The organism is Ruegeria sp. CDSA077, from assembly GCF_059612265.1.
The window spans coordinates 25,255-37,395 of record NZ_JBXWQG010000017.1; the positions used below are offsets into that span (position 1 = coordinate 25,255).

Genomic DNA, 12,141 nt, shown 5'->3' on the forward strand with positions numbered 1-12,141 from the left:
TCCAATACCGCGCTTGCAAACCCAGACATCGCGCCGCATATCCAAAACAGTCCAAAAATTTTCGGGAACTATGATGCTTCGCGCCACGGCCTTCGCTTTATCGCTTTTGTCTGCCTCTGCCGCGGCGGAAACCAGGGTGCCACGTTCTCAGGCCGAAATCAGCCTAGGGTTTGCGCCGGTGGTGAAACAGGCCGCGCCGGCTGTGGTGAATATCTACGCCAAGATCGTACGCGAAGGGCGCTCGAATTCACTGTTCTCTGACCCGTTCTTTCAGGATTTCTTTGGCGGCGGCTTTGGCGAACCGCGACCGCGCGTTCAGAATTCGCTGGGGTCGGGTGTGATCCTGACGGATGACGGTTATGTGGTCTCTAACTATCATGTTGTTGGTTCAGCGACAGAAATACGGGTCGTCACGACGGACCGGCGCGAGTTTTCGGCCGAGGTGGTTCTGGGCGATCAGGAAAGCGACATCGCCATTCTGCGTCTGAAAGATGCCGAGGCGTTGCCTTCGATCGACATGCGGGATTCCGATTTGGTTGAGGTGGGTGAATTGGCTCTGGCCATCGGCAACCCGTTCGGCGTCGGGCAGACGGTTTCATCGGGCATTATCTCGGGGCTGGCGCGGACCGGTACGGCGACGGGCAATGCGCGGGGCTATTTCATTCAGACGGACGCGGCGATCAATCCCGGCAATTCGGGCGGGGCGCTGATCGATGTAAACGGTGATCTGATTGGCATCAACACCTCGATCCTGACACGTTCTGGCGGATCGAACGGGATCGGCTTTGCCATCCCTGCCAATCTGGTTGCCGAATTCCTGCGGCAAGCGCAGGCCGGCAATGACAGTTTTGTCAGCCCCTGGGCCGGAATGGCAGGGCAGCACATGAGTGCGGATATCGCTGAGTCTCTGGGCTTGGTCATCCCGCAGGGTGTGGTGATTTCGGATCTCCATGCGCTCAGCCCGTTGGCCGAGGCAGGGTTGCAGGTTGGGGACGTCGTGACCCATGTCGACGGGGATGAGGTGAACTCGCCGGCAGAGATGAAATTCCGCATGTCAGTGGCCGGTGTGGGCGGCACGTCGGTGGTGACGCGACTGCGCGGCGAGGACCGAGCTGAACTTGAGGTCGCTTTGGTCAAAGCGCCCGAGGTTCCGGCAGCGGAAGTGACGACGCTGAACGATGAAACCGTGATGCCAGGCCTGACCGTGTCGCGGATCAACCCTGCTGTTATCGCGCGGCTGGGGCTTTTGCTGTCGCAGACGGGGGTGGTTGTGGTCGACGCGGGCCGCTATGGCGGTCGGTCCGGGCTGCGTCCGGGCGATGTGGTCGATGGAATAAACGGCGCGCGGGTCGAGCGACCTGCTGATGTCGTGAAGGCGCTGACCGATCCGGGGCGTCGGATCAATCTGGATATCCTCAGGGGCGGGCGGCCGGTTTCCTTGCGGTTCAGGCTGTGATCGGATGAGTGACCTTTTCGATACCGGGTCACCTGACCCTGCGCCACCTGTACATCGCCCGCTGGCCGACAGATTGCGCCCGCAAACGCTGGCCGAGGTGATCGGGCAGGAACAGGTGTTGGGCCCGGATGCGCCTTTGGGCGTGATGCTGGCCTCGGGCAGTCTGTCGAGCCTGATATTCTGGGGGCCGCCCGGTGTCGGCAAGACCACGATCGCGCGGCTTTTGGCGCAAGAGACGGACCTGCATTTTGTGCAGATCAGTGCCATCTTTACTGGTGTACCCGACCTGAAGAAAGTGTTCGAAGCTGCGAAGATCCGGCGTCAGAACGGGCAGGGGACGTTGCTGTTCGTTGACGAAATCCATCGCTTCAACAAGGCGCAGCAGGACGGGTTTCTGCCGCATATGGAGGATGGCACGATCCTCCTGGTCGGTGCGACCACGGAAAATCCATCGTTCGAGTTGAACGCCGCTGTGCTCAGTCGGGCACAAGTGCTGGTGCTGGAACGGCTCAGCCTGGCTGATCTTGAGCGTCTGACGCAGCGCGCTGAACAGGAATTGGACCGCGGGTTGCCGTTGGCCCCTGCGGCCCGTGATGCGCTGCAGGAAATGGCCGATGGTGACGGACGAGCGCTGTTGAACCTGATCGAACAGGTGGCCGCGTGGAAAGTGGATGGCCCGCTAGACACTGACGCTTTGTCGACCCGGCTCATGCGCCGTGCTGCGAAATACGACAAGTCGGGGGATGAGCATTACAACCTGATCTCGGCCCTGCATAAATCGGTGCGGGGGTCCGACCCCGATGCCGCCCTGTACTGGTTCGCGCGAATGCTGACGGGAGGCGAGGACCCAAGGTATCTGGCACGCCGGATCACGCGAATGGCGGTCGAGGACATTGGTCTGGCTGATCCGCAGGCTCAGGCGATCTGTCTGCAGTCATGGGAAACCTATGAGCGGCTGGGCAGCCCCGAAGGCGAGTTGGCTTTGGCGCAGGCGCTGGTCTATCTGGCTCTGGCTCCGAAATCGAACGGAGCCTATGTGGGCTACAAGGCCGCGATGCGTCTGGCCAAGCAATCAGGTAGTGAGCCGCCGCCCAAACATATTCTGAATGCACCAACCTCTTTGATGAAAGATCAGGGTTATGGTGCGGGCTATGCTTATGATCACGATGCCGAGGATGGGTTTTCTGGGCAGAACTACTTTCCCGAGTCCATATCGCGCCCTGTTCTGTATCAACCTGTTGAGCGTGGGTTTGAACGTGAGCTGAAGAAACGGCTGGACTACTTTGCCAAGCTGCGCTCGCAACGGAAACCAGACTAGCACCGGCTTGACTCTTTGGCCGATGCGCGCGACAGACGCGCATGTTTTCTGGGACAATGTTTACAGCGTGGTCCGGGCGGGTCTGCCGCGCGGCGCAAGGGGCAATGGCATGAGTGGCGTGCAGATGATTACGGTTGCGGATGGGGATGGCGATCAGCGGGTGGACCGCTGGCTGCGGCGTCTGTTTCCGCATGTCAGCCAGGGGCGCATCGAGAAAATGTGCCGCAAGGGCGAACTGCGTGTGGATGGCGGACGGGCCAAGGCCTCGACCCGGCTTGAGGTCGGCCAGGTTGTACGCGTGCCACCTCTGCCGGATGCGGACCACAAACCGGTCGAGGTGAAACCGCGGATCACAGATGCGGATGCCAAGATGATGCAGGCTTGCGTGATTTATCGCGATGATCACGTGATCGCGCTGAACAAACCGCAAGGCTTGCCGGTGCAAGGCGGCAGCGGCCAGACCCGCCATGTGGACGGCCTGTCCGAGGTGCTGCGCTTTGGATATGACGAAAACCCCCGATTGGTGCACCGACTGGACAAGGATACCTCGGGCGTTCTGTTGCTGGCCCGCACACGCGAGGCCGCCAAAGCACTGACCGCCGCTTTCCGCCACCGGGACACGCGCAAGATATATTGGGCCCTGGTCGCTGGGGTGCCGACCCCTTATCTGGGCGAGATCAAGACCGGTTTGGTCAAGGCCCCGGGCCATGGCAGCCAGGGCGAGGGCGAAAAGATGATCCCCGTTCATCTGAACGAAATCAACGACACGCCAGGCGCGAAGCGGGCCCATACACTTTACGCTACGCTATACCGCGTGGCCGGACGCGCCGCCTGGGTCGCGATGGAGCCGATCACCGGCCGCACCCATCAGTTGCGTGCGCATATGGCAGCGATTGGGCACCCAATCATCGGGGATGGAAAATACGGCGGTTCGGGTCAAGAGAACCTTGGCGATGGCTGGGGTGCGCAGTTGGGCGGTGTGATCAGCAAAAAGCTGCACCTGCATGCGCGGCAGGCTTCGTTTCAGCACCCGGTGACGCGTAAGAAGATCACGGTCACCGCACCCTTGCCTGATCATATGAAACACAGCTGGGACACATTCGGATGGGCCGAAGACCTGGCTGCGGATGATCCGTTCGAGTCTCTGCAATGAGCAGACCCTTGCGTCTGGTACTATTTGATGTGGACGGTACCCTGGTCGATAGCCAGGGCAGCATTATCGCGGCCATGACCGCCAGCTTTGATGCCTTGTCTCTTCCGGTACCGGATAGGGCGGGGATCTTGTCCATAGTCGGATTATCTCTACCACAAGCCATGGCACAGTTGGTGCCCGAGTGTTCTGCTGTGGATCAGGCGCGGTTGGTAGAGGGCTATAAACAGGCCTATCACGCACATCGGCTGGAACAGGGAATGGCCAGTTCGCCGCTCTACCCCGGAGCCCGTGAGGTTATCGAGGCACTGCATGCAATCCCCGGGATGTTGCTGGGCGTGGCGACAGGCAAATCGCAACGTGGTCTGGATGCTTTGATCGAAGGTCACGGTCTGCAAGGCTATTTCGTGACCCGGCAGGTCGCAGATCACCACCCGTCAAAACCGCATCCTTCGATGATCGACACGGCACGGGCCGAAACCGGCGTCGATGCGGTTGATACTGTCATGATCGGGGATACCCGATTCGACATGGATATGGCCGCCGCCGCCGGTGTCACGGGAATTGGCGTCACCTGGGGGTATCACGAACGGCCTGCCCTGGCCGCTGCCTCTCGTATTATCGAAACGTTTGACCAGTTGCCGGGCGCACTGGACGATATCTGGACCTGAAGACATGAGTGACTGGAAACCGAAACGATTTTGGACTGCATGTCAGGTGGTCGAGGCCGATGGCGGATTTACGGTCGAACTGGACGGTCGTCGGGTCAAAACACCTGCGCGGGCCGGACTGATCCTGCCGACCTTGCCGATGGCTCAGGCCGTTGCGGCCGAATGGGACGCGCAGGAAGAACAGGTTGACCCAGGGACGATGCCCTACACGCGTTCGGCCAATGCAGCCATCGACAAGGTACAGATTCAGCACGCCGAAGTTGCAGACATGCTGGCCGATTATGGCGATTCGGATTTGCTGTGCTATCGCGCCGCCCACCCGCAAGAGTTGCAGCAGCGGCAAGCTGAGCAGTGGGACCCGGTGTTGGACTGGGCCGCGGAAGCCATGTCGGTTCGCCTGCAGCCCGTCACAGGTATCCTGCATCAGCCGCAAGACGTGGCGGCGCTGGATCAGTTGCGCCGGCGAGTGCATGATTTCAACAACTTCCAACTGGCTGCCTTCCACGATCTGGTCAGCCTTTCGGGCTCGTTGATCCTTGGGTTTGCGGCCACTTCCGATTGGTGTGATGCGCAAGAGATCTGGCGGATTTCGCGGTTGGACGAGCTGTGGCAAATCGAGCAATGGGGCCATGACGACGAGGCGCATGAAGCAGCCGAAGTCAAACGTTCTGCCTTTTTACACGCTAAACGCTTCTACGACGTCTCTGATTGATCTTAGATTTCTGAATTTTTACCGCTCTGATGGACATCTGTGAGTTGATCCATCGTTTTCCCTGATCCGACCCTTGACGTTTGTTTATGAATGCGACCAAACTCGTGCGCACTAAAGGGGAGACACCTTTGGGGAAACCTTTCTGGTACCTGAGGTGCCGGATAGAACCGTCCCTGAACGGGATGGACAATCAGGAAGAGGTAAAAATGAAAAAATCCGTAATCTTGGGCGCGGCCACAGTTGCCGGTCTGGCCGCAGGCGCAGCCATGGCGGGAACCGTGGACGACGTCAAGGCGCGCGGTAAGCTGAACTGCGGTGTGACCACCGGTCTGGTCGGCTTTGCCGCGCCCGACGCAAATGGTGAATGGCAGGGCTTTGACGTTTCGTTGTGCCGCGCCGTTGCCGCTGCGGTTCTGGGTGACGCAAGCGCCGTTGAATTCGTTCCGACCACAGGTAAGACACGCTTTACCGCGCTGGCTTCGGGCGAAATCGACATGCTGGCCCGGAACACCACCTGGACCTTCAGCCGCGACGTAGACCTGAAGTTCGAATTCGTCGGTGTAAACTATTACGACGGTCAGGGCTTTATGGTTCCCAAAGCGCTGGGCGTAAGCTCAGCCAAGGAACTGGACGGCGCGACTGTCTGCATCCAGACCGGCACCACCACCGAGCTGAACCTGGCGGATTTCTTCCGCTCGAACAACATCAGCTACGAGCCGGTTCCGATCGAAACCAACGCAGAAGCGCAGCAGCAGTATCTGGCTGGCGCATGTGACGTCTATACCACCGACGCATCGGGCCTGGCCGCAACGCGCGCCACGTTCGAAAACCCCGGTGATCACATCCTGCTGCCCGAAATCATCTCGAAAGAGCCGCTGGGCCCGCTGGTCCGTCATGGCGACCACGAGTGGGGCGACGTTGTTCGCTGGACACTGAACGCACTGGTTTCGGCTGAAGAGCTGGGTGTGACCTCGGCGAACATCGACGAGATGTCTGCTGGCACCGACAACCCCGAAGTGAACCGTCTGCTGGGCAGCGAAGGCACTCTGGGTGAGATGCTGGGTCTGGACGCACAGTGGGCAATGCGCGCTATCAAGGCGGGTGGTAACTATGGTGAGGTCTTTGCCAAGAACATCGGTGAAGAAACCCCAATCGGTCTGGCACGCGGCCTGAACGGTCAGTGGACCGATGGCGGCCTGCTGTACTCGCCGCCGTTCCGCTAATATCCATTGAAGAGGGCGCAGTTCATCCTGCGCCCTTTTTCAATCCATAAGAAACAGTCCCGGTTAGATTGAACAGAGATCAACTCTGTCTGCGAATAACGGGATGACACGGGGATATACATAGGTCATGTCGACTCTCACTGACCCGCCAAAGGAGCAGTTCCGGCTGTCCATGCTCCTTTACGATACGCGGTACCGATCTGCGACCATCCAGGTCATTGCAATGATCGGTTTCATGCTTTTGGCAGCCTGGATCATTTCCAACACCATTCAGAACCTCGAAGCACTTGGTAAACCTGTAGAATTCGGGTTCTTCGGCGAACCTGCAAGTTACGATATCAACCAACGACTGCTGGAATACGATTCTCGAGACAGCCACTTGCGTGCTGGGCTTATCGGATTGCTAAACACACTTGTTGTTGCAGTTCTCGGCTGTATCACGGCGACGATTATCGGTGTTTTCGTTGGTGTATTACGGCTTTCAAACAACTGGTTGATCGCGCGGATCATGACTGTTTATGTCGAGATGTTCCGTAACGTGCCTGTGCTGCTTTGGATCGTTCTGGCTATGGCCATTCTGATCGAAGGTTTACCGGCACCCAATGCATTCCGAGGCGAAACCCCGACGGCCACGATGGATTTTTTCAACTCTGTCGCCGTCACCAATCGCGGTGTCTATATCCCAGAGCTCCTGTTTTCACGCAGTCTTGGCGATATACACTTGTTTGGTGCGTCCAGCTTACGCTTCGACATTTCATTGGATCTGGTCGCCTTTCTGGTCGTTTTGGCGGGCAGCATTTTTGTGATGCGCAAAGTATCCGCTAATGCCGCTGCAAAACAGGAAGCAACTGGTGATCGCCCAACCATTTGGCACATTCAGTTGGGTATACTGTTTGTGCCGATGTTGATCCTGCTGACTGCGTTGGGATTCCATTTGGGATACCCGGAACTGAAAGGGTTCAACTTCAAAGGCGGCACCCATTTGCGGAACTCGCTTATCGCATTGTGGTTGGCCCTGTCCCTTTACACTGCGGCTTTCATCGCTGAGATCGTGCGGGCCGGAATTCTCGCCATTTCCAAGGGGCAGACCGAGGCCGCCGCCGCGCTGGGTATACGCCCGAGCCGGATTATGCGTCTGGTGATCCTGCCGCAAGCGTTGCGCGTGATCATCCCGCCAATGATCTCGAACTACCTGAACCTGACCAAGAACTCGTCTCTGGCGATTGCGGTGGGATATATGGATATCACAGGTACCTTGGGTGGCATCACCATGAACCAAACCGGCCGCGAGCTGGAATGCGTTCTACTGCTGATGCTGGTTTATCTGTGCATCTCGCTGAGCATCTCGGCAGTGATGAACTGGTACAACAATAGTGTCAAATTGGTGGAGCGGTAATATGAGTGATGTTTCATTTGTCCGCGCGGAAATGTTGCCGGAGAAAGCGCCACCAGCGTCCGAAGTGGGAATAGTAGGTTGGGTTAAGCACAACCTGTTTTCCGGCTGGTTCAATTCGATCCTGACTTTGGTTTCGCTCTATGCGATCTACTATGTGTTGTCGGGCGTTCTGCCATGGACGTTCCAATCCGTCTGGAATGCCAATTCACTGACTGAGTGCCGTGAGATCATGATGGCAACCTGGGGAGACACCCATGGTCATGCTTGCTGGGCTGTCATCAATGATCGCTGGCTGCAGCTGTTGTTCGGATTCTACCCGAGCCATCTGTACTGGCGGCCGATTCTGGCGCTTGTTCTGTTGCTGGTTGCTCTGGCACCAGTGCTGTATTCGGACCGTGTTCCGAGCAAGTTGCTGATCTTTAGCGCGATCTACCCCTTCCTGATGCCTTGGTTGATGTGGGGTGGTACCATCTGGGGGCCATTGTCGGCGGCACTTGGATTTGTTGCCGGCTGGGCCGTCTACACCGTCGTCAGCAAGCAACAAAGCGAATTGCTCGGGATGATCGGTGGTGCAGTGGCTGCGTTGATCTGGTGGCTGTTTCTATCGAGCTATTTCGTTGGTGCCATGGATTCGATCCTGCCGATCGGTATCGAAGCCGTGCAAAGTCGTCAGTTCGGTGGTTTCATGCTGGCGATCCTGCTGGGTGTTGTCGCCATCGGTGTCTCGCTGCCGATTGGTATCGTGTTGGCGCTGGGCCGTCAGTCGGACCTTCTTATCGTCAAATACATGTGTGTGGGCTTTATCGAGTTCATTCGCGGCGTGCCGCTGATCACGCTACTGTTCGTGGCCTCGCTGCTGTTGAATCTGTTCCTGCCACCAGGCACCAATTTTGACATCATCCTGCGGGTGATGATCATGATGACCCTGTTCTCAGCCGCCTATATGGCCGAAGTGATCCGGGGTGGCCTGGCTGCATTGCCACGCGGTCAGTACGAGGGCGCCGACAGTTTGGGCCTGAACTACTGGCAGGCACAGCGTTTGATCATCATGCCGCAAGCCCTGAAAATCTCAATTCCGGGCATCGTGAGCACATTCATCGGGATCTTCAAGGATACGGTTCTGGTGTCGATCATCGGACTGTTCGACGTGCTTGGCCTTGCCAACGCGATCCGCGCTGATACCGCTTGGAACGGCATCTACTGGGAACTGTTCGCTTTTATCGGCGCGCTGTTCTTCGTCGTCTGCTTCTCCATGTCCCGTTATTCCATGTATCTGGAGCGCAAGCTTCAGACTGGCCATCGTTAAGGAGTTCAACACATGTCTGAACTTGCAATAGACCGCGAAATCGACCGATCCAAGATGCAGGTGAGCGACGAGGTCGCCATCGAAATCAACAACATGAACAAGTGGTATGGGTCTTTCCATGTGCTGCGCGACATCAATTTGACCGTCAATCAGGGCGAGAGGATTGTTATCGCGGGGCCGTCAGGGTCGGGTAAGTCCACCCTGATCCGCTGTCTGAACGCGCTGGAGGAACACCAGCAAGGCACGATCATGGTGGATGGGACGGAACTGTCGAATGACCTGAAAAACATCGACAAGATCCGGTCCGAGGTCGGGATGGTGTTCCAGCACTTCAACCTCTTCCCGCATCTAACCATTCTGGAAAACTGTACGCTGGCCCCGATCTGGGTGCGCAAGACGCCCAGGAAAGAGGCTGAAGAGCGTGCGATGCACTTCCTAGAGAAGGTGAAAATCCCAGAACAGGCCGACAAGTATCCTGGCCAGCTTTCGGGTGGTCAGCAGCAGCGTGTTGCGATTGCCCGTTCGCTCTGCATGATGCCGCGGATCATGTTGTTCGACGAACCTACATCGGCGCTGGACCCTGAGATGATCAAAGAGGTGCTCGACACTATGATCGAGCTGGCCGAAGAAGGCATGACCATGCTTTGTGTGACCCACGAGATGGGTTTTGCCCGTCAGGTCGCCAACCGCGTGATCTTTATGGATGCCGGTCAGATTGTGGAACAGAACGAACCAGAAGAGTTCTTCAACAACCCACAAAGCGAGCGGACCAAGCTGTTCCTGAGCCAGATTTTGGGTCACTGATCCCGATCGGAAGAACCATGAAAGGCGGGGTTTTTGCCCCGCCTTTTTTATTCCGGCAACTCGCGTGGAATGACGAACCCCAAGACATCCCCACTGTGCCACCGAAGCGCGGCCCAGGAGTTGATCTCGAACTGTATGACTGTTGTTGCGCAGGTCGGGTAGTCATCGAAACGGCCGTGATCTGGCGCCTGCCGCACAAGCTGTCTGGCGAATTCAGCGATCCCGGGGTTGTGGCCCAGCATCAGCACGGTTTGGCCAGAAGCCTGTGATAGGGCCCGCATCATGAGATCGGGACCGGCCAGATACAGCGAGCGTTCGAACTGGATCAGATCAGCCTGCAGCCCCATTCGATCCCACGTCTCGCGGGTTCTGAGGGCGGTAGAGCTGAGCACCTCATTCGGTAGCCAGCCATTCCTGAGTAGCCAGCCGGACACAGCAGGTGCGGAGCAGCGTCCACGTTTGTTCAGTGGCCGATCATGATCGCTGAGCGTCGGCTCATCCCAACTGGATTTGGCATGGCGGGTCAGGATCAGGGTGCGAGTCATGACGGGTGAAAAGACCTCATGTGGTGGGCGGATTGTTCTGGGTCCCGCCCGGCCCCGGGGCTGAGAGGGCAGGCCAGGCGCGCAAGGCAGCCACCGGTCATGCAGGTTTTGCCCTGCTCTGTGCTCAGATGCCCGTGGCAGGCCTCAACGTCATAGAAGCTGTGGGTGTTCAGGGCCCCGACTGGGCAGGTCTGAGCGCAAGGGGCATCGCATGTAACACAGGGCGATGAATTATGGGCACCGGGAATCTCGAATTCCTGATCAAAATGCAGCGCGCCGCGATACGAGATCATCATACCGACCGTGTCATGCACCAAGGCGCCAACCGGGCTGCTGAATGTACGCCCCGATTTCAGCGCCCAGTCGATAAACGGCACATAGGGTGGGCCACCGAATGGGAAATAGGCTTGCGCCCCCAAATCCTGCGCCATCTGATTGACGACGCGGTACGACCACCGGTCAACAGGGTCGGGACCTTGCCATTCAAGGGCTGATTTCAAAACAGGCCAGAACGTGGGCCCTGCACCTAGCAGGATCAGGGTGCCGCTGTCCAATTGCTTGGCATTAGCGCGCCCAGGATGCAACGCACCCATCACGATAAGCCCAACCTCAGCTGCCGCGCTGTCGACACGTTGATAAATGTTCGGAGAAGGTGCGGTTTGTTCTGTCATGTCACCTCCGTCGCAGTCGATCAATCGGGTCGGATCAGCGACCCAGCCCCGTGTTCGGTGAACAGTTCCAGTAGCACCGCATTGGGCGCGCGCCCATCCAGAATGACTACGGCCCGCACCCCACTATGTAGTGCGTCCAGCGCCGTTTCGGTCTTGGGGATCATTCCGCCTGCGATGGTCCCGTCCAGGGTCATCTCGCGGATCTGACCGGCTTTTAGCTCGGTCACGACCTCTCCGGCAGCGTTCTTGACGCCTGATACGTCGGTCAGCAACAGCAGACGGTCTGCCTTCAAGGCCGAGGCGATGGCACCGGCGGCGGTGTCACCGTTGACGTTGAACGTCTCACCTTCGCGCCCGGCGCCCAGAGGCGCAATTACCGGGATCACGTCATGCGTAAACAGATCGTGCAGGATTTCGGGTTTCATCTCGGAAGGAGAGCCAACAAACCCCAGCGAGGCATCGGTTTGATCACAGATCATCAGGTTGGCGTCCTTGCCCGACAGGCCAACCGCAGTCCCTCCCTGTCCGTTGATGGCCTGAACAATGCGTTTGTTCACGAGGCCCGAGAGCACCATCTCGACCACTTCGACAGTTGCCTTGTCCGTCACACGCTTACCGTTCACGAAACCGGATTGGATATCGAGCTTGTCCAACATCGCGTTGATCATGGGACCGCCGCCATGTACTACGACCGGGTTGATGCCCACCTGGCGCATCAGAACCACGTCACGGGCAAAGCTTTCCATCGCTTCATCGCTGCCCATGGCGTGTCCGCCCAGCTTGATGACGACAATGGCCCCGTCATAGCGCTGCAGATAGGGCAGTGCGCTGTTCAATGTGGCGGCGGTGGCGATCCAATCCCGGTTCATATCTCTTGTCTTCATGGCTA

At 58.1% G+C, this 12,141-nt stretch carries 12 protein-coding genes; 9 read left to right on the plus strand and 3 right to left on the minus strand.

Annotation, left to right across the window (positions count from 1 at the left end; translation table 11 throughout):
- Nucleotides 1–73: 73 nt before the first annotated feature.
- The 9 genes from AC2FLE_RS19835 (at nucleotide 74) to AC2FLE_RS19875 (ending at nucleotide 10,036) form a co-directional block, all read left to right on the plus strand.
- Entirely contained in the window at nucleotides 74–1,456 is a 1,383-nt protein-coding gene (locus AC2FLE_RS19835; RefSeq protein WP_281973751.1) for a trypsin-like peptidase domain-containing protein, read from the plus strand.
- Nucleotides 1,457–1,460: 4 nt separating this feature from the next.
- Nucleotides 1,461–2,774, plus strand: coding sequence for a replication-associated recombination protein A (locus AC2FLE_RS19840; RefSeq protein ID WP_496699197.1), 1,314 nt, complete (start codon nucleotides 1,461–1,463; stop codon nucleotides 2,772–2,774).
- Between the two features lie 109 nt (nucleotides 2,775–2,883).
- On the plus strand, nucleotides 2,884–3,927 hold the full coding sequence (locus AC2FLE_RS19845) for an RluA family pseudouridine synthase (RefSeq protein ID WP_496699247.1): 1,044 nt from the start codon (nucleotides 2,884–2,886) through the stop codon (nucleotides 3,925–3,927).
- Nucleotides 3,924–4,595: an HAD-IA family hydrolase gene (locus AC2FLE_RS19850; protein WP_496699199.1), complete on the plus strand. Its 672-nt coding sequence runs from the start codon at nucleotides 3,924–3,926 to the stop codon at nucleotides 4,593–4,595. The genes AC2FLE_RS19845 and AC2FLE_RS19850 overlap by 4 nt, the downstream gene beginning before the upstream one ends.
- A 4-nt stretch (nucleotides 4,596–4,599) precedes the next feature.
- A complete protein-coding gene (locus tag AC2FLE_RS19855) occupies nucleotides 4,600–5,307 on the plus strand; it encodes an ATP12 family chaperone protein (RefSeq protein WP_496699201.1) in 708 nt (235 codons plus the stop codon).
- Nucleotides 5,308–5,513: 206 nt separating this feature from the next.
- Nucleotides 5,514–6,530: an amino acid ABC transporter substrate-binding protein gene (locus AC2FLE_RS19860; RefSeq protein WP_142639749.1), complete on the plus strand. Its 1,017-nt coding sequence runs from the start codon at nucleotides 5,514–5,516 to the stop codon at nucleotides 6,528–6,530.
- A gap of 127 nt (nucleotides 6,531–6,657) precedes the next feature.
- Nucleotides 6,658–7,926 (plus strand): amino acid ABC transporter permease, encoded by a 1,269-nt coding sequence (locus AC2FLE_RS19865; protein WP_496691910.1) that lies wholly within the window; start codon nucleotides 6,658–6,660, stop codon nucleotides 7,924–7,926.
- A 1-nt stretch (nucleotide 7,927) separates the two neighbouring features.
- Nucleotides 7,928–9,232 (plus strand): amino acid ABC transporter permease, encoded by a 1,305-nt coding sequence (locus AC2FLE_RS19870; protein WP_142639745.1) that lies wholly within the window; start codon nucleotides 7,928–7,930, stop codon nucleotides 9,230–9,232.
- A 12-nt stretch (nucleotides 9,233–9,244) separates the two neighbouring features.
- Nucleotides 9,245–10,036, plus strand: coding sequence for an amino acid ABC transporter ATP-binding protein (locus tag AC2FLE_RS19875; RefSeq protein WP_142639743.1), 792 nt, complete (start codon nucleotides 9,245–9,247; stop codon nucleotides 10,034–10,036).
- A gap of 47 nt (nucleotides 10,037–10,083) precedes the next feature.
- Here the strand turns inward: AC2FLE_RS19875 and AC2FLE_RS19880 are convergent, their stop codons facing one another.
- From AC2FLE_RS19880 to argB, 3 genes are read right to left on the minus strand one after another with little or no spacing between them, the layout of a single operon-like run.
- On the minus strand, nucleotides 10,084–10,581 hold the full coding sequence (locus AC2FLE_RS19880) for a SixA phosphatase family protein (protein WP_271951999.1): 498 nt from the start codon (nucleotides 10,579–10,581) through the stop codon (nucleotides 10,084–10,086).
- Nucleotides 10,578–11,252: a ferredoxin gene (locus AC2FLE_RS19885; RefSeq protein ID WP_496699204.1), complete on the minus strand. Its 675-nt coding sequence runs from the start codon at nucleotides 11,250–11,252 to the stop codon at nucleotides 10,578–10,580. The genes AC2FLE_RS19880 and AC2FLE_RS19885 overlap by 4 nt, the downstream gene beginning before the upstream one ends.
- Nucleotides 11,253–11,272: 20 nt before the next feature.
- Complete coding sequence (gene argB / locus AC2FLE_RS19890; RefSeq protein WP_496699206.1) at nucleotides 11,273–12,136, minus strand: acetylglutamate kinase; 864 nt, start codon at nucleotides 12,134–12,136, stop codon at nucleotides 11,273–11,275.
- Nucleotides 12,137–12,141: the final 5 nt, after the last annotated feature.

Excerpts from the sequence above, each read along its gene's own strand:
- AC2FLE_RS19835 (WP_281973751.1), top strand. The coding sequence starts at position 74 with ATGCTTCGCGCCACGGCCTTCGCTTTATCGCTTTTGTCTGCCTCTGCC.
- AC2FLE_RS19840 (WP_496699197.1), top strand. The coding sequence starts at position 1,461 with ATGAGTGACCTTTTCGATACCGGGTCACCTGACCCTGCGCCACCTGTA.
- AC2FLE_RS19845 (WP_496699247.1), top strand. The coding sequence starts at position 2,884 with ATGAGTGGCGTGCAGATGATTACGGTTGCGGATGGGGATGGCGATCAG.
- AC2FLE_RS19850 (WP_496699199.1), top strand. The coding sequence starts at position 3,924 with ATGAGCAGACCCTTGCGTCTGGTACTATTTGATGTGGACGGTACCCTG.
- AC2FLE_RS19855 (WP_496699201.1), top strand. The coding sequence starts at position 4,600 with ATGAGTGACTGGAAACCGAAACGATTTTGGACTGCATGTCAGGTGGTC.
- AC2FLE_RS19860 (WP_142639749.1), top strand. The coding sequence starts at position 5,514 with ATGAAAAAATCCGTAATCTTGGGCGCGGCCACAGTTGCCGGTCTGGCC.
- AC2FLE_RS19865 (WP_496691910.1), top strand. The coding sequence starts at position 6,658 with ATGTCGACTCTCACTGACCCGCCAAAGGAGCAGTTCCGGCTGTCCATG.
- AC2FLE_RS19870 (WP_142639745.1), top strand. The coding sequence starts at position 7,928 with ATGAGTGATGTTTCATTTGTCCGCGCGGAAATGTTGCCGGAGAAAGCG.
- AC2FLE_RS19875 (WP_142639743.1), top strand. The coding sequence starts at position 9,245 with ATGTCTGAACTTGCAATAGACCGCGAAATCGACCGATCCAAGATGCAG.
- AC2FLE_RS19880 (WP_271951999.1), bottom strand. The coding sequence starts at position 10,581 with ATGACTCGCACCCTGATCCTGACCCGCCATGCCAAATCCAGTTGGGAT.
- AC2FLE_RS19885 (WP_496699204.1), bottom strand. The coding sequence starts at position 11,252 with ATGACAGAACAAACCGCACCTTCTCCGAACATTTATCAACGTGTCGAC.
- argB (WP_496699206.1), bottom strand. The coding sequence starts at position 12,136 with ATGAAGACAAGAGATATGAACCGGGATTGGATCGCCACCGCCGCCACA.